The sequence below is a fragment of the Pseudomonas sp. AC193 genome, from assembly GCF_979258075.1.
Genome location: NZ_OZ409832.1, coordinates 6,043,816 through 6,063,171, shown reverse-complemented (window position 1 = coordinate 6,063,171; position 19,356 = coordinate 6,043,816). Strand labels below are relative to the sequence as shown.

16 protein-coding genes and 2 pseudogenes are annotated in these 19,356 nt (G+C 58.5%); 13 read left to right on the top strand and 5 right to left on the bottom strand.

Translation table 11 applies throughout. The features are described from left to right. Window position 1: 1 nt before the first annotated feature. On the bottom strand, window positions 2–673 hold the full coding sequence (murU, locus tag ACZZ0D_RS27205) for an N-acetylmuramate alpha-1-phosphate uridylyltransferase MurU (protein ID WP_212550064.1): 672 nt from the start codon (window positions 671–673) through the stop codon (window positions 2–4). Beyond that, complete coding sequence (locus ACZZ0D_RS27200; RefSeq protein ID WP_053124391.1) at window positions 670–1,689, bottom strand: aminoglycoside phosphotransferase family protein; 1,020 nt, start codon at window positions 1,687–1,689, stop codon at window positions 670–672. Before ACZZ0D_RS27200 ends, murU begins: the two co-directional genes overlap by 4 nt. A 130-nt stretch (window positions 1,690–1,819) precedes the next feature. On the opposite strand from ACZZ0D_RS27200, the gene ACZZ0D_RS27195 reads away from it, so the two are divergent. The 11 genes and pseudogenes from ACZZ0D_RS27195 (at window position 1,820) to ACZZ0D_RS27145 (ending at window position 15,921) form a co-directional block, all read left to right on the top strand. Then, window positions 1,820–4,621, top strand: coding sequence for an LPS-assembly protein LptD (locus tag ACZZ0D_RS27195; RefSeq protein WP_463554714.1), 2,802 nt, complete (start codon window positions 1,820–1,822; stop codon window positions 4,619–4,621). After that, window positions 4,602–5,918, top strand: a complete 1,317-nt coding sequence (surA, locus tag ACZZ0D_RS27190; RefSeq protein WP_463554713.1) for a peptidylprolyl isomerase SurA — start codon at window positions 4,602–4,604, stop codon at window positions 5,916–5,918. Before ACZZ0D_RS27195 ends, surA begins: the two co-directional genes overlap by 20 nt. After that, a pseudogene (gene pdxA / locus ACZZ0D_RS27185) lies at window positions 5,915–6,903 on the top strand (4-hydroxythreonine-4-phosphate dehydrogenase PdxA). Before surA ends, pdxA begins: the two are co-directional and overlap by 4 nt. Beyond that, the gene (rsmA, locus tag ACZZ0D_RS27180) at window positions 6,900–7,718 is read left to right on the top strand and encodes a 16S rRNA (adenine(1518)-N(6)/adenine(1519)-N(6))-dimethyltransferase RsmA (protein ID WP_053124397.1); all 819 of its coding nucleotides are present in this window, start codon (window positions 6,900–6,902) and stop codon (window positions 7,716–7,718) included. Before pdxA ends, rsmA begins: the two are co-directional and overlap by 4 nt. 112 nt (window positions 7,719–7,830) lie before the next feature. Further along, window positions 7,831–8,211 (top strand): Co2+/Mg2+ efflux protein ApaG, encoded by a 381-nt coding sequence (apaG, locus tag ACZZ0D_RS27175; protein ID WP_016983136.1) that lies wholly within the window; start codon window positions 7,831–7,833, stop codon window positions 8,209–8,211. Continuing rightward, window positions 8,211–9,092: a symmetrical bis(5'-nucleosyl)-tetraphosphatase gene (locus ACZZ0D_RS27170; RefSeq protein WP_463554712.1), complete on the top strand. Its 882-nt coding sequence runs from the start codon at window positions 8,211–8,213 to the stop codon at window positions 9,090–9,092. The genes apaG and ACZZ0D_RS27170 overlap by 1 nt, the downstream gene beginning before the upstream one ends. Before the next feature lie 33 nt (window positions 9,093–9,125). Continuing rightward, entirely contained in the window at window positions 9,126–9,455 is a 330-nt protein-coding gene (gene glpE, locus ACZZ0D_RS27165) for a thiosulfate sulfurtransferase GlpE (RefSeq protein ID WP_016983139.1), read from the top strand. A 297-nt stretch (window positions 9,456–9,752) separates the two neighbouring features. Further along, complete coding sequence (locus ACZZ0D_RS27160; RefSeq protein ID WP_007910115.1) at window positions 9,753–11,675, top strand: PrkA family serine protein kinase; 1,923 nt, start codon at window positions 9,753–9,755, stop codon at window positions 11,673–11,675. 121 nt (window positions 11,676–11,796) lie between these two features. After that, complete coding sequence (locus tag ACZZ0D_RS27155) at window positions 11,797–13,068, top strand: YeaH/YhbH family protein (protein ID WP_053124403.1); 1,272 nt, start codon at window positions 11,797–11,799, stop codon at window positions 13,066–13,068. Continuing rightward, window positions 13,065–14,628 (top strand): annotated as a pseudogene (locus tag ACZZ0D_RS27150) (SpoVR family protein). Before ACZZ0D_RS27155 ends, ACZZ0D_RS27150 begins: the two are co-directional and overlap by 4 nt. 63 nt (window positions 14,629–14,691) lie before the next feature. Beyond that, window positions 14,692–15,921 (top strand): multifunctional CCA addition/repair protein, encoded by a 1,230-nt coding sequence (locus ACZZ0D_RS27145; protein WP_463554711.1) that lies wholly within the window; start codon window positions 14,692–14,694, stop codon window positions 15,919–15,921. 84 nt (window positions 15,922–16,005) lie between these two features. Here ACZZ0D_RS27145 and folK read toward each other — a convergent pair whose 3' ends face one another. Beyond that, complete coding sequence (gene folK / locus ACZZ0D_RS27140) at window positions 16,006–16,524, bottom strand: 2-amino-4-hydroxy-6-hydroxymethyldihydropteridine diphosphokinase (RefSeq protein ID WP_212550071.1); 519 nt, start codon at window positions 16,522–16,524, stop codon at window positions 16,006–16,008. Continuing rightward, window positions 16,515–16,871: a dihydroneopterin aldolase gene (gene folB, locus ACZZ0D_RS27135; RefSeq protein WP_158953239.1), complete on the bottom strand. Its 357-nt coding sequence runs from the start codon at window positions 16,869–16,871 to the stop codon at window positions 16,515–16,517. Before folB ends, folK begins: the two co-directional genes overlap by 10 nt. A 74-nt stretch (window positions 16,872–16,945) precedes the next feature. Here folB and plsY point away from each other — a divergent pair, with 74 nt between their 5' ends. After that, window positions 16,946–17,515, top strand: coding sequence for a glycerol-3-phosphate 1-O-acyltransferase PlsY (gene plsY / locus ACZZ0D_RS27130; RefSeq protein ID WP_463554710.1), 570 nt, complete (start codon window positions 16,946–16,948; stop codon window positions 17,513–17,515). A gap of 23 nt (window positions 17,516–17,538) precedes the next feature. On the opposite strand, the gene tsaD is transcribed toward plsY, so the two are convergent. Then, the gene (tsaD, locus tag ACZZ0D_RS27125) at window positions 17,539–18,564 is read right to left on the bottom strand and encodes a tRNA (adenosine(37)-N6)-threonylcarbamoyltransferase complex transferase subunit TsaD (RefSeq protein WP_008085183.1); all 1,026 of its coding nucleotides are present in this window, start codon (window positions 18,562–18,564) and stop codon (window positions 17,539–17,541) included. A 199-nt stretch (window positions 18,565–18,763) separates the two neighbouring features. Between tsaD and rpsU the strand changes: the two genes are divergently transcribed. After that, window positions 18,764–18,979 carry a 30S ribosomal protein S21 gene (rpsU, locus tag ACZZ0D_RS27120; RefSeq protein WP_002551877.1) on the top strand — a complete coding sequence of 72 codons (216 nt, stop codon included), beginning with the start codon at window positions 18,764–18,766 and terminating at the stop codon, window positions 18,977–18,979. The last annotated feature ends 377 nt before the right edge of the window (window positions 18,980–19,356 follow it).

Here is a 19,356-nt window from a genome sequence, read left to right as displayed (position 1 = left end):
GTCAGCGACTCGCTTCTATCAAGGTTTCCGCTTCCGCGAGACGCTCGTGGGTGCCGACATCCACCCAGTGACCTTTGAGACGTTCGCCAGTGACTTCGCCTTCGGCCATGGCTTTACGCAGCAGCGGCGCGAGTTTGAAGGCGCCGTCCGTGCAGCCGTCGAACAGTTGCGGATGCAGTACCGCGATACCGCTGTAGGTCAAAGTCGCAGCATCGGCCTGGCCGTCGATCACCTGCCCATCGACCAGAGAAAAGTCGCCAGTCGGGTGATGCGCCGGGTTGTCCGCCAGCACCAGATGCGCCAGACCGTTGATCGGTTGATGCAGCACGCTGAAGTCGTAATCCGTCCAGATATCACCGTTGACCACCAGAAACGCATCGTCACCGAGCAACGGCAGCGCACGGAAAATCCCGCCGCCGGTTTCCAGCGGCTCACCTTCCGGCGAGTACTGGATGCTCAGACCGAATTGCGAACCGTCACCGAGGTAATCCTCGATCTGCTGACCGAGCCAGGCGTGGTTGATCACGATCTCGTTGAAACCGGCGGCGGCGAGGGCGCGCAGGTGATATTCGATCAAGGGCACGCCACCGGCGCGCACCAGCGGTTTTGGAGTGGTCAGGGTCAGCGGGCGCATGCGCTCGCCTTTGCCTGCCGCCAGAATCATTGCCTTCATGCTGTCGCTCCACCCCGCAGGCTGGTGAACAGCGCTTGCAACTCGGCCAGTTCCGGGCGACGCGCGATCACTGCTTCTATATAGGAGAAGAAGCGCGGCACGTCGGCCAGGTAACGCGGCTTGCCATCGCGATGACAGATGCGCGCGAAGATACCGATGACTTTCAGGTGACGTTGCACGCCCATCAGGTCGCTCGCGCGCAGGAAGTCTTCGAAGTTCGACTGCACCGGGATATTCAATGCCGAGGCTTGCTGCCAGTAATTTTCCAGCCAGCCGCGCACACGTTCTTCAGGCCAGCTGAGGAACGCATCCTTGAACAGGCAGGTGACGTCGTAGGTGACCGGGCCGTAGACCGCGTCCTGGAAATCCAGCACGCCGGGATTCGGCTCGCTGAGCATCAGGTTGCGCGGCATGTAGTCGCGGTGTACCAGCACTTTCGGCTGGGCCAGGGCGCTGTCGATCAACAGATCGCTGATCTGCTGCCACTGCTGTTGCTGGGCCGAATCGAATTCGACGCCGAGTTCACGCTTCACATACCACTCGGGGAACAGTTCCAGCTCACGGCGCAGCAAGGCGACGTCATAACTCGGCAGTGGCGCGACCATCGGCAACTGCTGAAATGCCAGCAGTGCTTGCAGGGCATCGCTGAATAATGCGTCGGCATTTTCGCCATCGATCACGTCGAGATAGGTCTTGTTACCCAGGTCATTGAGCAAAAGAAAACCGCGCTCGAGGTCTTCTGCGTAAATTTTCGGCACATTTATTCCGGATTTCGCCAGCAAAAAAGCGATATCCACGAACGGTTTGCAGTTTTCCTGGGGTGGCGGAGCGTCCATGACGACAAAGCTTTTGCCCTCGCCTTCCCAACGGAAGTAGCGGCGGAAACTCGCGTCGCTGCTGGCCGCAGTCAACGTGGCCGGGGGCACAGCGCCCCAACCCTGATCTGCAAAGAGGATTGCCAGCTGTTCATCGAGCCAAACTTTCAGGTGTTGCAAGCGTACATCTTGGTCAGGCATTGCAAGGGTCTCCGACGGCGCTAGCCGTCAAGCGGGTCATGCTTTATTATCCAGCATCTTTTTCAGACCATCGAGAGGCGTGCGGCCCACACCGCGGGCAGATGGCACGCAGGAAGCCCGGACTAATAAGATGGCATTGAAATCCCCCGCGTTTCGTAAAAAATTTCCGTTGTTGGTAACCGGCAGTCTGCTGGCTATGCAACCTCTGGCCAGTCAATTCGTTGTTGCCGCCGAGCAGTATGACTGCTCCGTCTCGGCAACGGGTGGTTGGGCCTGTGCGCCCAAGGCGACGGCGGCTGCATTGCCTCCGCGCCCAGTGCATGACGGCAGTGCCGTCAGCGCTGCCGGCGACGCTGCGACCGAAAACGGTTCGACCGCCGACACTGGCCCTAAAACCGCACTGGTCACCGAAGCCAAAGGCCGCGGCCTGAAAGCCCGTAGCGAAGACTACAGTCACCTCGACTGGGTTCCGCGCGAGAAGCTGACTGCCGCGCAACTGGCCGAAACCGGCCCGTATTGCTCAGGTGCCTACATCGAGCCGACTCGTCCTGGCATGAATGACAAGACGAACAAAAGCGATGCGCCTACCTTTATCGGCGCAAAAGCCTCGCGCTATAACACCGATGATCAAGTCGGTACGTTGGCCGGTGATGTCGTCTTGCGTCAGGGCAGCATGCAGGTTGAATCCGACGAGGCGAGCCTGTACCAGGCCGAGAGCCGCGCCGAACTTAACGGCGGTGTGCGTATTCGCGACAACGGCGCGCTGATCGTCGGCGACCACGCCGATGTGCAACTCGACACCGGTGAAGCCAAGGTCGACAACGCCGAATACGTGATGCACAAATCGCGTATCCGTGGCAGCGCGCTGTACGCCAAGCGTGCAGAGAACGCGATCATCCGCTTGAAGGACGGCACGTACACCACGTGCGAACCGAACAGCAACGCCTGGCAGCTCAAGGGCAACAACATCACCTTGAACCCGGCCACCGGTTTCGGTACCGCGACCAACGTGACACTGCGGGTCAAGGACATTCCGATCCTGTACACCCCGTACATCTACTTCCCGATCGACGACCGTCGTCAATCAGGCTTCCTGCCGCCGACCATCGGCACGGGCAGCGACACCGGCTTCATGCTGGTCACCCCGTACTACTTCAACCTGGCGCCGAACTACGACGCCACGTTGTATCCGCGTTACATGAGCAAGCGCGGCATGCTCGTCGAAGGCGAATTCCGCTACCTGACCAAGTCGAGCGAAGGTCAGTTCGGCGCGGCGTTCCTCAACGACGAGGATGACGATCGCGACAAGCAGACCGACTCCAAGTCGACCCGTTACATGTACAACTGGCAGCACAAAGGTGGCCTGGATTCGCGCATCCTGACGCAAGTCGACTACACCAAGATCAGCGATCCTTACTACTTTCAGGATCTGGAAACCGATCAGATCGGCGTGAAAAGTGCTGACTACGTAAACCAGCAGGGTTCTGTCACTTATCGTGGAGACAGCTACACGGCGCGTTTGAATGCCCAGGCTTATCAACTGGCCACCGTAGCGAACGTTACCCCGTATGACCGTCTGCCGCAGATCACCTTCAATGGTCAGTTGCCGGTTCATCCTGAAGGCTTGAACTTCGATTACGAAACCGAGTTGGTACGTTTTGATCGGGATCTGCTGACAGGTACCTACACCGATAAAGACGGCAACGATCCGCAACGTCGTCTTGACACCAACATTACAGGTCTGGATCGCTCTAACGGTACTCGTTTGAACTTGAAACCGGGCGTTAGCCTGCCGATGAACTGGACATACGGTTTCATCAAACCTTCTCTCAAGTATCAATACACCCAGTACGACCTGGATCTGGACAGTCAAGGCAAGCAGGATCTGCTGACAAACCGCAACAATGCGTCGGCATTAGGCGAGTCGTTCAGCAGTTCGCAAAACCGTGGCGTACCAATTGCTAGCATCGACAGCGGTTTGTACTTCGATCGTAAAACTTCTTTCTTTGGCAAGAATTACAATCAAACCCTGGAACCACGCCTGTACTACCTCTACGTTCCAGAGAAGGATCAGGAAGACATTCCGGTATTCGACACTAGCGAATACACCTTCAACTATGAGTCGCTGTTCCGTGACAACCGCTTCTCCGGCTCCGACCGTGTCGGCGACGAGAACAAACTGTCGCTGGGCGTGACCAGCCGCTGGATCGAAGACGACGGTTTCGAGCGTCAACGCATCAGTGTCGGCCAAGCTCTGTACTTCAAGGATCGTGAAGTTCAACTTCCAGGCATTGACGCTAAAACCCGCGACGATGCTCATTCCAACGTTTCGCCATACGCACTGGAATATGAATATCGATGGAACCGTGATTGGCGCACCACTGCCGATTACAACTGGGATCCGGACAGCCGTAGCCCGCGTTCTGGCAGTGCGATGTTCCACTACCAGCCTGAAGACAATCCGAACAAGATCGTCAACCTTGGCTATCGCTACCGTAATGACCAGGTTCGTTTCGACCAGAACACCGGTAAATGGACTGTGGGCGGCGGCGATTACGGTACTCCGGGGCAGCCTGGCTACGTGAAGGACTACTACAAGATCCAGCAGCATGATTTCTCGGTCATCTGGCCGATCGTTCCGCAGTGGAGCGCGATCAGCCGCTGGCAGTACGATTACAACCGCAACCGTACGCTGGAAGCCTTCGGTGGTTTCGAATATGACAACTGCTGCTGGAAACTGCGCCTGATCAACCGTTACTGGGTGTCTTATGACGAGTTCAGTCAAGAGGCTCCAGAAAACGAAAAAGGCGACCACGGCGTCTTCCTCCAAATTGTTCTGAAGGGACTGGGCGGCCTGACTGGCGCCAAGGCTGAGAGTTTCCTCGACAAAGGCATCCAAGGTTATCGTCAACGTGAAGACCAAGCTTTCTGATTGTCTGCGCCCGCTGATGCTGGGCGCGCTGTTCCTGAGTACGGCGGGTAACGCCGCCGTTCAGTCCATCGATAAAGTGGTCGCGATCGTCGACAACGACGTGGTCATGCAGAGCCAACTGGATCAGCGTGTCCACGAAGTTCAGCAGACCATCGCCAAGCGTGGAGGCGGCCAGCCGCCTCCGGGCGTACTGGATCAACAGGTGCTTGAGCGCCTGATCGTCGAAAATCTGCAACTGCAGATCGGCGAACGTTCCGGTATCCGCATCACCGATGAAGAGCTGAACCAGGCTGTCGGCACCATTGCACAACGCAACAACATGACCGTGGATCAATTCCGCGCCGCTCTGGCTCACGACGGTCTGTCTTACGACGACGCTCGTGATCAGATCCGCCGTGAAATGGTCATCAGCCGTGTGCGTCAGCGTCGTGTGGCAGAACGCATCCAGGTCTCCGAGCAGGAAGTGAAAAACTTCCTCGCTTCCGATCTGGGCAAAATGCAGCTGTCGGAAGAACTGCACCTGGCCAATATCCTGATCCCGACCCCGGAAAGCGCCAACTCTGAAGCGATTCAGAACGCTGCCCGTCAGGCCATGGATATCTACCAGCAACTCAAGCAAGGCGCCGACTTCGGTCAATTGGCCGTGGCCAAATCCGCCAGCGACAACGCACTGGAAGGCGGCGACATGGGCTGGCGCAAAGCTGCTCAATTGCCACCTCCGTTCGACCGCGAGCTGAGCAGCATGGCCGTAGGCGACATCACTCAACCAGCGCGCACACCGGGTGGTTTCATCATCCTCAAGCTGCTGGCCAAGCGTGGTGGCGAGACCCAGATGCGTGACGAAGTGCATGTCCGCCATATTCTGGTGAAGCCAAGCCCGATTCGCGACGAAGCCAAAACCAAAGCCCTGGTGCAGTCGCTGTATGACCGCATTCTGGCTGGCGAAGACTTCGCTGAACTGGCGAAAAGCTACTCCGAAGACCCGGGTTCTGCCCTCAACGGCGGCGACCTGAACTGGATCGATCCGGGCGCACTGGTGCCGGAATTCCGCGAAGTGATGGCCAAGACCCCACAAGGTCAGCTGTCCAAGCCATTCCAGACCCAATACGGCTGGCACGTTCTGGAAGTCCTTGGCCGTCGCGCCACTGACAGCACCGAACAGGCCCGCGAGCAGCAAGCCATGACCGTACTGCGTAACCGCAAATACGACGAAGAGCTGCAAACCTGGCTGCGTCAGATCCGTGACGAAGCGTACGTAGAGATCAAACTCCCTGGTGCAGACCAGGCAGCGCAGTGAAACCCCAGCGTTTCGCGCTGACACCCGGCGAACCAGCCGGCATCGGCCCGACCTGTGCCTGCTGCTCGCCTCGCAAGCCCAGCCACATCCCCTGATTGCCATCACCAGCCGCGACCTGCTCAATGAGCGGGCCGCGCAGCTGGGGCTGGTCGTCAACTTGCTGGATGTCGGCCCGAATCACTGGCCGGACGCCCCGGCGCCCGCCAACAGCCTGTACGTCTGGGATACACCGCTCAGCGCCCCCGTGGTGGCCGGGCAACTGGACAAGGCCAACGCTGCTTTCGTCCTTGAAACCCTAACCCGTGCCGGCAACGGCTGCGTGAACGGCGATTTCGCCGGGATGATCACCGCACCGGTACACAAAGGCGTGATCAACGAATCGGGCATCGCGTTCTCCGGGCATACGGAATTTCTCGCTGACCTGACCCATACCGCACAGGTTGTGATGATGCTGGCGACACGCGGTTTGCGCGTGGCACTGGTCACCACGCACCTGCCCCTGCGCGAGATTGCCGATGCGATCACGCCGGAGCGGCTGGAACGGGTCACGCGAATTCTGCACAGCGATCTGCAAAACAAATTCGGCATCGCCCAGCCACGCATTCTGGTGTGCGGACTCAACCCGCACGCTGGCGAAGGCGGACACCTGGGCCATGAAGAAATCGACATCATTGAACCGACATTAGAGCGCCTGCGCGGCGAGGGCATGGACCTTCGTGGCCCGCTGCCTGCCGACACTCTGTTTACCCCCAAATATCTGGAGCACTGCGACGCAGTGCTGGCGATGTACCACGACCAGGGCCTGCCTGTGCTTAAGTACAAAGGCTTCGGCGCTGCCGTCAACGTGACCCTGGGCCTGCCGATCATCCGCACATCGGTCGACCATGGCACTGCTCTGGATCTGGCCGGCAGCGGCAAGATCGACACCGGCAGCCTGCAAGTCGCCCTGGAAACCGCCTACCAGATGGCCGAGACCCGTTTATGACCGAGCAATACCAACACAAGGCGCGCAAACGCTTTGGCCAGAACTTCCTGCACGATGCCGGCGTTATCGACCGCATCCTGCGCTCCATCAGCGCCAAGCCTGACGATCGCCTGCTGGAAATCGGCCCGGGCCAAGGCGCACTGACCGCCGGCCTGCTGAATTCCGGCGGGCAGCTCGACGTGGTGGAACTGGACAAGGATCTGATCCCGATCCTCAACCAGCAGTTCGCCGGCAAGAGCAATTTCAACCTGCACCAGGGCGATGCGCTGAAGTTCGACTTCAACACGCTCAACGCCGCGCCGAACAGCCTGCGTGTGGTCGGTAACCTGCCGTACAACATTTCGACGCCGCTGATTTTTCACCTGTTGAACAACGCCGGCATCATTCGCGACATGCACTTCATGCTGCAGAAAGAAGTGGTTGAGCGTCTGGCCGCAGGCCCTGGCGGCGGTGATTGGGGTCGTCTGTCGATCATGGTTCAGTACCACTGCCGCGTCGAACATCTGTTCAACGTTGGCCCGGGCGCGTTCAACCCGCCGCCAAAAGTTGATTCGGCGATCGTTCGTCTGGTGCCGCACGCCGTGCTGCCGCACCCGGCCAAGGATCACAAGTTGCTGGAACGCGTTGTGCGCGAAGCCTTCAACCAGCGTCGCAAAACCCTGCGCAACACCCTCAAACAATTGCTCAGCAATGCCGAGATCGAAGCCGCTGGCGTTGATGGCAGCCTGCGTCCGGAGCAACTGGATCTGGCCGCATTCGTGCGCCTGGCCGATCAGCTCGCAGTACAAGTCCCGGCCTCCCCCGCCGCCGACTGACATACGATGAACGCTATCGGGCAGGACGCCACTCTGGTTTACTGCCCGATACTTGCCTAGACTGATTCCCCATCAGCTACGCCCCGCGTTCCGCTTCGTTAAGGCCCCTTGCATGTCCGATTCCCGTTACCAGGTCGATGTCAGCGTCGTTACCCGCTATCTGGCAGACCAATCGCAACCCGAGCACGACCGTTTCGCCTTCGCCTACACCATCACCGTGCAGAACAATGGCGCGATCCCGGCCAAACTGCTGTCGCGGCACTGGGTGATCACCGATGGTGACGGCCACGTCGAAGAAGTACGCGGCGCCGGCGTGGTGGGTCAGCAACCACTGATCAATGCCGGGCAAAGCCACACCTACAGCAGCGGCACGGTAATGACCACCAAGGTCGGCACCATGCAGGGCACTTATGAAATGGTCGCCGACGACGGCAAACATTTCGATGCGATCATCAAACCTTTCCGCCTGGCGGTGCCCGGGGCCTTGCACTGATGGCAACCTATGCCGTCGGCGACCTGCAAGGCTGCCTCGAACCGCTGAAGTGTCTGCTCAAGCAAGTCGCGTTTGACCCGACGCTCGATCGGCTGTGGTTGGTCGGCGATCTGGTCAACCGAGGCCCGCAGTCGCTGGAGACCCTGCGCTTTCTGTACGGCATGCGCGAGTCGCTGGTCTGCGTGCTGGGCAATCACGATCTGCATCTACTGGCGGCCGCCAAAAATATCGAGCGTTTGAAGAAGTCCGACACCTTGCGCGAGATTCTCGACGCACCGGACTGTGCCGAACTGCTTGAGTGGGTGCGTCAGCAGAAGCTGATGCACTACGACGAAATGCGTGATGTCGCCATGGTTCACGCCGGCATTCCACCGCAATGGTCACTGCGCCGCGCCTTGAAGTGCGCGGATGAAGTCGAAACAGCGCTGCGCGACGACAACCTGTTCCCCGCCTACCTCGACGGCATGTACGGCAACGATCCGGCGAAATGGGACAACGACCTCAAAGGCGTGACTCGCCTGCGCGTGATCACCAACTACTTCACGCGCATGCGTTTCTGCACCGCCGAGGGCAAGCTCGACCTCAAGAGCAAGGAAGGCCTCGACACTGCCCCGCCCGGCTACAAACCGTGGTTTCAGCACAAAGAACGCAAGACCAAAGGCCAGCGCATCATCTTTGGTCACTGGGCGGCCCTTGAAGGCAATATCCATGAGCCAGGCATCTCGGCACTGGACACCGGTTGTGTCTGGGGCGGCAGCCTGACCCTGATGAATGTCGACAGCGGCGAACGCCTGTCATGCAAATGCGATGAGCACGGTGGTCTCGCCCCAACCGTCGCACCACTTATCCCCGAAACTTCGCCAGTCAACGCACCGCGTTAAACTGCGCTTTCAGCCGAGCAACAGGAACCCGCCATGAGCGAATTCAAACGAATCCCCCCGGAACAGGCCCAGGCCCTGCGTGAGCAAGGTGCCGTCGTCGTCGACGTCCGTGATCCGGCGACTTTCGCTGCCCTGCACATCAGCGGCTCGAAGCATCTGGACAATCATTCCCTGCACGCCTTCATTCAAGGCGCTGACCTTGATGCACCGACCGTGGTCGTCTGCTACCACGGCAATTCCAGCCAGGGCGCTGCGGCCTACCTGATCAGCCAAGGCTTTTCCGACGTCTACAGCATGGACGGCGGCTTCGAGCTGTGGCGTACGACTTATCCTGCGGAAACCGCGCAAGGCACCGCCGAATAATTTTTTTGTCACGCGCAGGCCCCGGCTGCCGTGGGCCTGCGCGGGCAGACGAACGGTCTTGCCACAACTAATTACGTATCTCGCCTTTACCTCCTGAATTCCCAACTATCCTTAAGCCCAGGCCATCCAAAACAGGGGAGAGCCGGTACACCGGCGCACGGGTCATCGGGAGTGACTTTCGCGATTGTCGATCGTGGAAGTGTTCTGGGGGGTAAACAAACAGCTGCCAAAACGGTTGTTTGCCAGCATCGACTGAGTGATCCGGCGTCGGCTCCACGTATCGAGCGAGGTGACGTCATGAGTATCTTTAGCCACTTCCAACAACGCTTCGAGTCCACACGCCAGGAAGAACTCTCGCTGCAAGAGTACCTGGAGTTGTGCAAGAAAGACCGAAGCGCCTACGTTTCTGCCGCCGAGCGTCTATTGCTGGCCATCGGCGAACCGGAACTGCTCGACACCTCGACCAATTCGAGGCTGTCACGCATCTTCTCCAACAAGGTGATCCGTCGCTATCCGGCCTTTGAAGACTTCCACGGGATGGAAGAATGCATCGACCAGATCGTTTCGTATTTCCGCCATGCCGCCCAAGGCCTGGAAGAGAAGAAACAAATCCTTTACCTGCTCGGCCCCGTCGGTGGCGGTAAATCGTCCCTGGCCGAGAAGCTGAAACAGCTGATCGAGAAAGTGCCCTTCTACGCGATCAAGGGCTCGCCGGTATTCGAATCTCCTTTGGGTCTGTTCAACGCCACCGAAGATGGCGCGATCCTCGAAGAAGATTTCGGTATTCCACGGCGCTATCTGAACACCATCATGTCGCCCTGGGCGACCAAACGTCTGGCCGAATTCGGCGGCGACATCAGCCAGTTCCGCGTGGTCAAACTGTACCCGTCGATCCTCAATCAGATCGCCGTGGCCAAGACCGAACCGGGCGACGAGAACAACCAGGACATCTCGGCGCTGGTCGGTAAAGTCGACATTCGCAAACTCGAGGAATACCCACAGAACGACGCCGACGCCTACAGCTACTCCGGTGCGCTGTGCCGGGCCAACCAAGGCCTGATGGAATTCGTCGAAATGTTCAAGGCACCGATCAAGGTGCTGCACCCATTGCTGACCGCGACTCAGGAAGGCAACTACAACAGTACCGAAGGCCTCGGCGCGATTCCGTTCACCGGGATCCTGCTCGCCCACTCCAACGAATCGGAGTGGCACACCTTCCGTAACAACAAGAACAACGAAGCGTTCATCGACCGGATCTACATCGTCAAAGTGCCGTATTGCCTGCGCGTCAGCGACGAAGTGAAGATCTACGACAAACTGCTGTTCAACAGTTCTCTGGCCAAAGCGCATTGCGCGCCCGACACCCTGAAAATGCTCGCGCAGTTCACCGTGCTGTCACGCCTCAAGGAGCCGGAAAACTCCAACATTTATTCGAAGATGCGCGTCTACGACGGTGAAAACCTCAAAGACACCGATCCGAAAGCCAAGTCGATTCAGGAATACCGCGACTCGGCAGGCGTTGATGAGGGCATGAACGGTCTATCGACCCGCTTTGCGTTCAAGATCCTCTCCAAGGTCTTCAACTTCGATCCGCATGAAATCGCCGCCAACCCGGTGCACCTGCTCTATGTGCTGGAACAGCAAATCGAACAGGAACAATTCCAGGCCGAAACCCGCGAGCGCTACCTGCGCTACCTGAAAGAGTACCTGGCACCGCGTTATATCGAATTCATCGGCAAGGAAATCCAGACCGCCTACCTCGAGTCTTACAGCGAGTACGGCCAGAACATCTTCGACCGCTACGTGCTGTACGCGGACTTCTGGATTCAGGATCAGGAATACCGCGATCCGGAAACCGGCGAGATCCTCAACCGTGTTGCCCTGAACGAAGAACTGGAGAAAATCGAAAAACCGGCCGGCATCAGCAATCCGAAGGATTTCCGCAACGAAATCGTCAACTTCGTGCTGCGCGCCCGGGCCAACAACAACGGCAAGAACCCGACCTGGCTCAGCTACGAAAAACTGCGCGTGGTCATCGAGAAGAAAATGTTCTCGAACACCGAGGATCTGCTGCCGGTCATCAGCTTCAACGCCAAGGCCAGCAAGGAGGATCAGCAAAAGCACAACGACTTCGTCACTCGAATGGTCGAACGCGGCTACACCGACAAACAGGTACGGCTTCTTTCCGAATGGTACCTGCGGGTACGGAAGTCGCAGTGAAGCAGCTGCAAGCTTCTAGCTACGAGCTGCAAGAACAAAGCGCGTAACCCACTGATGCCCGGGAACCTGCTTTTACTTGCAGCTTGAAGCTCACAACTTGAAGCTGCCCGGAGGGCTTCCTATGAGTTATGTGATCGACCGACGTTTGAATGGCAAGAACAAGAGCACGGTAAACCGCCAGCGTTTCCTGCGGCGTTACCGTGACCACATCAAAAAGGCTGTCGAAGAGGCGGTCAGCCGGCGCTCCATCACCGATATGGAGCATGGCGAACAGATCAGTATTCCCGGTCGTGACATCGACGAACCGGTGCTTCACCACGGGCGCGGCGGCAAGCAGACCGTGGTTCATCCCGGTAACAAGGAATTCACCGCCGGCGAACACATTGCTCGTCCACCGGGCGGTGGCGGCGGACGTGGGCCGGGCAAGGCCGGTAATTCCGGCGAAGGCATGGACGAGTTCGTCTTCCAGATCACACAGGAAGAATTTCTCGAATTCATGTTCGAAGACCTCGAACTGCCCAACCTGGTCAAACGCAATCTGAGCGGTACCGACACCTTCAAAACCGTGCGCGCCGGGATCAGCAACGAAGGCAACCCGTCCCGGATCAACATCATCCGCACTCTGCGTTCGGCCCACGCGCGGCGCATTGCTTTGTCTGGCAGTAGCCGGGCAAAACTGCGCGAAGCCAAAGCAGAACTCGAGCGGCTGAAACGCGAAGAGCCAGATAACTTTGGCGATATTCAGGAACTCGAAGCAGAAATCGAGAAACTCAGCGCGCGCATTCATCGCGTACCGTTCCTCGATACCTTCGACCTGAAATACAACCTGCTGATCAAACAACCGAACCCCAGCTCGAAAGCCGTGATGTTCTGCCTGATGGACGTGTCCGGCTCCATGACCCAGGCGACCAAGGACATCGCCAAACGCTTTTTCATCCTGTTGTACCTGTTCCTCAAGCGGAACTACGACAAGATCGACGTGGTGTTCATCCGCCACCACACCAGTGCGCGCGAAGTCGACGAAGAAGAGTTTTTCTATTCACGGGAAACCGGCGGCACCATCGTTTCCAGTGCATTGAAACTGATGCAAGAGATCATGGCCGAGCGTTATCCGAGCAACGAATGGAACATCTACGCGGCGCAGGCTTCCGACGGTGATAACTGGAACGATGACTCGCCGATCTGCCGCGACATCCTCATCAACCAGATCATGCCGTTTGTGCAGTACTACACTTACGTGGAGATCACCCCGCGCGAACATCAGGCTTTGTGGTACGAGTACGAACGCATCGCCGACGCCTTTTCTGACACTTTTGCCCAGCAGCAACTGGTCTCGGCCGGGGATATCTATCCGGTCTTCCGTGAACTCTTCCAGCGCAGGTTAGTGACATGACCGCCAAAGAGCAGAAGCGCCAACCCATTTCCACCGGCTCAGAATGGACGTTCGAGCTGATCCAGACCTACGACCGCGAAATCGCCCGTATCGCGGCCGGCTATGCGCTGGACACCTACCCCAACCAGATCGAAGTGATCACCGCCGAGCAGATGATGGACGCCTATGCCTCGGTGGGCATGCCGCTGGGTTATCACCACTGGTCCGTACGGCAAACACTTCCTCAGCACCGAAAAATCCTACAGTCGCGGACAGATGGGCCTGGCGTACGAGATCGTGATCAACTCGGATCCGTGCATCGCCTACCTGATGGAAGAAAACACCATTTGCATGCAGGCACTGGTGGTGGCACACGCGTGCTATGGCCACAACAGTTTCTTCAAGGGCAATTACCTGTTCCGCACCTGGACTGACGCCAGTTCGATCATCGATTATCTGGTGTTCGCCAAGCAGTACATCATGCAGTGCGAGGAGCGCCACGGCATCGACGCGGTGGAGGACTTGCTCGACTCCTGCCACGCGCTGATGAATTACGGTGTCGACCGCTACAAACGCCCCTACCCTATTTCCGCCGAAGAAGAACGCCGGCGGCAAAAGGATCGCGAAGAACACATGCAGAAGCAGATCAACGATCTGTGGCGCACCATTCCCAAAGGCGCGGACAAATACAGCGACAAGGACAACGCACGCTTCCCGGCCGAGCCGCAGGAAAACATTCTTTACTTCATCGAGAAACACGCGCCATTGCTCGAGCCTTGGCAGCGCGAGATCGTGCGTATCGTGCGCAAGATCGCCCAGTACTTTTATCCACAGCGCCAAACCCAGGTGATGAACGAAGGCTGGGCAACGTTCTGGCACTACACGCTGATGAATGACCTGTACGACGAGGGCCTAGTCACCGACGGTTTCATGATGGAGTTCCTCACCTCACACACCAGCGTAGTGTTCCAGCCTGGTTTCGACAGCCCTTACTACAGCGGCATCAACCCGTATGCATTGGGTTTCGCCATGTACCGCGACATCCGGCGCATGTGTGAGGAACCTACCGAAGAGGATCGCCACTGGTTCCCGGACATCGCCGGGAGCGACTGGCTGTCGACCATCAAATTCGCCATGAGCAGCTTCAAGGACGAGAGCTTCATCCTGCAATATTTGTCACCGAAGGTGATCCGCGATCTGAAACTGTTCAGCATCATGGATGACGATCAGAAGGACGATTTGCTGGTGCCGGCGATCCATGACGAGCCCGGTTACCGAATCATCCGCGAAACCCTGGCCGCGCAATACAACCTCGGCAACCGTGAACCGAACGTGCAGATTTACAGCATCGATCGGCGCGGCGACCGCTCACTGACCCTGCGGCATCAGCAGCACGACCGCAAACCGTTGGGCGATTCCACTGAAGAGGTGCTCAAACACCTGCACCGTTTGTGGGGCTTCGATATTCATCTGGAAACGCTACAGGGCGACCAGATCATGAAAACCCATCACGTGCCGCCGCGTAGTGAACACAGCGAAGGCGATTACGGCCGGCTCGACCTCGCCGTCATTCATCTTTGAAACGGTTCTGGCCTCCGAAAGTCCGGCGCAAGGGTTATCCTGTCGGGCTAACGGAGGTTTTTTATGCAGATTTTCAAGATTGGCGGCGCGGTTCGTGATCGCTTGCTGGGCAAACCGGTTACCGATATCGATTGGGTCGTGGTCGGTGCTACCACGGAAGAAATGCTTGCCAAAGGCTATCGACCGGTCGGCGCAGATTTTCCGGTATTTCTTCATCCGAAAAGCGGCGAGGAGTACGCCCTCGCCCGCACCGAACGTAAAAGCGGTCGCGGCTATGGCGGCTTCACCTTTCACGCCAGTCCCGAAGTGACGCTTGAAGAAGACCTGATTCGCCGCGACCTGACCATCAACGCCATCGCTGAAGACGATCAGCAAAATCTGACCGATCCATACCACGGTCAGCGCGATCTTGAAGCGCGAATCCTGCGTCACGTATCCCCGGCGTTCGCCGAAGATCCCCTGCGTGTCCTGCGTGTTGCCCGCTTCGCGGCGCGTTATGCAGGGCTCGGTTTTAGCGTTGCGCCGGAGACGCTTGAGTTGATGCGTCAACTCAGTGAGTCCGGTGAACTAGAGGCACTGACCGCTGAGCGCAGTTGGAAAGAGATTTCCCGCGCGCTGATGGAAGATCAGCCACAGGTATTCATTCAGGTGCTTCGCGATTGCGGCGCGCTGAAAGTCTTGATGCCGGAAGTGGATGCGCTGTTCGGCGTGCCGCAACCGGAAGCGCATCACCCGGAAATCGACACCGGCCTGCACACGCTCAGCGTGCTGGAGCAATCAGCGCTGCACAAACAACCGCTGACCGTACGCTGGGCCTGCCTGCTGCACGATCTTGGCAAAGGCCTGACGCCGGAAGAGGAATGGCCACGGCACATCGCCCATGAGCACACCGGGCTGAAGCTGATCAAAGCGGTCAATGAACGCTTTAAAGCGCCGAAGGATTGCCAGGAACTGGCCTTGCTGGTTGGCAAATACCACACCCATGGGCACCGGGCGCTGGAGCTGAAGGCTTCGACGTTGCTGGAGTTGTTGCAGAGTTTTGACGTGTATCGCCGGCCGCAGCGGTTCGAAGAATTTATCGCTGCGTGCGAAATGGATGCCCGGGGCCGCAAGGGGCTGGAGCAGAGAAGTTATCCACAGGCAGATTATTTGCGCGGAGCGGCGAAGGTTGCGCGGGAGGTTGCGGTGCAGCCGTTGCTGGAGAAGGGATTCAAGGGGCCTGAGTTGGGTGAGGCGCTGAAGCGTGAGCGGCTGAAAGCGTTGAAGGCCTACAAAGAGGCGGCGTCAGCCTGAAAAGCTTCGCGAGCAAGCCCGCTCCCACAGGGAAATGCATTCCAAAATGTGGGAGCGGGCTTGCTCGCGAAGGCGCCAGTCAGATCAACGCAAATCCGAAGGCGTGAGCTGCTGCCCGCGCCACTCAAACCCGACCGGCGCCAACACCTGATCAATCTGCGCCTCCGCCCACAATGTCGCGAAGCTTTTTCCCACACCCGGATGCACGCGATCCGGCGCAATCAGCGACAACGGCCACAACACAAAAGCATTTTTCAGAATTTCCGCACGCGGCAACACCAGACCGTCGAAATTGCCCGCCAGATCGCCGTACAACAGCACGTCGATATCCAGCGGCAAGCCCTTGCGATCCGGGGCATATCGACCGTTATCCGCCTCAATAAACTTCAAGCGACGATCCAGTTCAATTAGCGGCAGATCGGTAAACGCCGACACCACAAAATTGAAGAACGGCCCGCTTTTGATCCCGACTGGCTGGCTCTCGAACACCGCCGAACAGCGGATATCCACCAGAAACGTCGCCAACGCGTCGAGACCTGCACGCAAATGGGTTTCGCGCTCGATATTGCTACCGAGCCCGAGGTAGACCTGAGTCAGCGACATCCGCGCTCGATCTCCACACCCACGCCGCCCTTGGCCGCTGGCACCGCGCCAGGCTTGGTCAGCTTCAGCCGAACCCAAGTGATGTTGAATTCACTCATCAGTACTTCGACCAGACGCTCGGCGAACGTCTCGACCAGTTGAAACTGCGCTTGCTCGGCGAAAGCCTGAATCCGTGTGGAAACGCTGGCGTAATCGAGCGCCAGAGTCAGGTCGTCACCGGCGGCGGCCGGGCGATTGTCCCAGGCGAAGCTCAGATCAAGACGCAGGCACTGGCGGATGCCGCGCTCCCAGTCGTAGGCACCGATCACGGTATCGACTTCCAGGCCCTCGATAAACACTCTGTCCAAGCACTTCTCTCCGCTGCACGACAAGGGCGCAATGCGCCGTTAGAATCAGGGCGTCCTCGCCCGGAATAGTTAGCATGTTTTGGTTACTGGCGACTCTCGCCTACCTGCTCGGCTCGCTGTCCTTCGCCATTTTGCTCAGCCGCCTGACCGGAAATCCGGATCCGCGAATGAGTGGCTCGGGTAATGCCGGCGCCACCAACATGCTCCGCCTGGTCGGTCGCAAACTGGCGATCCTGACCCTGCTGGGTGATCTGTGCAAAGGCCTGGTGCCGGTGCTGATTGCCTCGGCTGTCGGCCTTTCGCTGCAGGAGCAGGCGTGGATCGGCGTGTGTGCCGTGATCGGTCACCTGTTCCCGCTGTATTTCCGCTTCCGTGGTGGCAAAGGTGTCGCCACCGCCGCCGGCATGCTGCTGGGCCTGTATCCGCCCGCCGCGCTGTTGGCCGTGTGCACCTGGCTGCTGACGTTCTACCTGACCCGCACCAGCTCGCTGGCGGCACTGATCGCCACGCCGCTGACCCTGCCATTGCTGGCCTGGCAAGAACCGGAGGCGCTGCTGCCGATGAGCGCGCTGACACTGCTGATCGTCTGGCGCCACCGCGGCAATCTACGCGACCTGTTTGCCGGGCGCGAACGGCATTTTTAAATACCGTCCATGAGCGCCGCTCATCACAATGCCGACAGTTGCTCCATTGGCCAGCGCGCCTGCACGCTGATCGCCAGACTTTCCTGCTGACCTGCCTGCAAGCGCTGGCAACCGGCAAACGCGATCATCGCGCCATTGTCGGTGCAGAACTCCGGACGCGCATAAAACACATCACCCTTCATGTCGCCGAGCATTTTCTCCAGCGAAACGCGCAAAGCCTTGTTGGCGCTGACGCCGCCAGCGATCACCAGACGCTTCATGCCCGCCTGTTTCAGGGCGCGCTTGCACTTGATGGTCAAAGTCTCCACCACGGCCTGCTGGAACGCCAGCGCGATGTCGCAACGGGCTTGCTCGTTGTCGTCCCCGGCGCTGACACACTGCTGCCAGGCGTTGAGCGCGGAGGTTTTCAGACCGCTGAAGCTGAATTGCAGGCCCGGGCGATCACACATCGGACGAGGAAAGGTAAAACGTCCTGCAACGCCTTTCTCCGCCAACTTGGCGATTTCCGGCCCGCCAGGATAATTCAGACCCATCATCTTCGCGGTTTTGTCGAAAGCTTCACCGGCGGCGTCGTCGAGCGTCTCGCCGAGCAAGGTGTATTGACCGATACCATCGACCTGAACCAGCTGCGTATGACCGCCCGAGACCAACAAAGCGACGAACGGGAATTCCGGCGGTTTCGGCTCCAGCATCGGTGCGAGCAAATGCCCTTCCATGTGGTGCACGCCGAGCGCCGGAATGCCCCAGGCAAACGCCAGCGCCTGAGCGCAGGAAGCGCCGACCAGCAACGCGCCAACCAGGCCAGGGCCCGCGGTATAGGCGATCGCGTCGATCTCTGTGGGTACACAGTCCGCTTCGGCCAACACCTGACGAATCAAGGGCAGCATGCGTTTGACGTGGTCACGCGAGGCGAGCTCCGGCACCACACCGCCATAGGCGCGGTGCAGGTCGATCTGGCTGAACAGTGCGTCGGCCAGCAGACCGCGCTCACTGTCATATAATGCGACGCCGGTTTCGTCGCAGGAGGTTTCTAATCCCAGTACTAGCATGGGTTTGCGCCTTGTTTAGGCTGACTTCGAAGGCGCGCATAATAGTCGCCACGTGATGCCCCGACCAGCGGTTTTCGATCAGAGGCTTTGCATTCCGAGCGATGAGGGGTTAACATCCGCAACCCTTAAAAACCGACGTCTTCAAGTGCTCTTTTGCCGCGAGGATGTTGACCCCGGTAATGAATGAAGGTAGCTCTGGATGCCAGCCGTCAAAGTTAAAGAGAACGAACCCTTCGACGTAGCTCTGCGTCGTTTCAAGCGCTCCTGCGAAAAAGCCGGTGTACTGGCTGAAGTTCGTAGCCGCGAATTTTACGAGAAGCCAACTTCTGAGCGTAAGCGCAAAGCAGCAGCCGCTGTTAAGCGTCACGCCAAGAAAGTTCAGCGCGAACAGCGCCGCGCCGTTCGTCTGTACTAATACACAGACGTTCGTAGCAAGCTTCTTGCCTAAGCCCGGCTCTGAGCCGGGCTAATGGCATTTGCGTAAAACGCTTGATGCTTCAACGTCGAAGCCGCACACGCGACTAAGACGAATCTGCTTCACACGTCAGACCTGGCTCTTTTGCCAGCGGTGCACGTCTTTTCTGACGAGCCTTTCAAGGCTACTGACGAGCACACCCACTGATTCCTCTCACGACGATCAGCCCAAGGCACCTGCATGCGTGCCCGCTTTATTGAGCTATCCGAGGCCCTCAACCGGCCGTCAGCGGATTCAGCGCAACACTTTCAAATAGTCGAAGACTGATAGGTACTAACGTCAGTGGTTTTTCGGCAGATACACTTCCCGACAGCGAT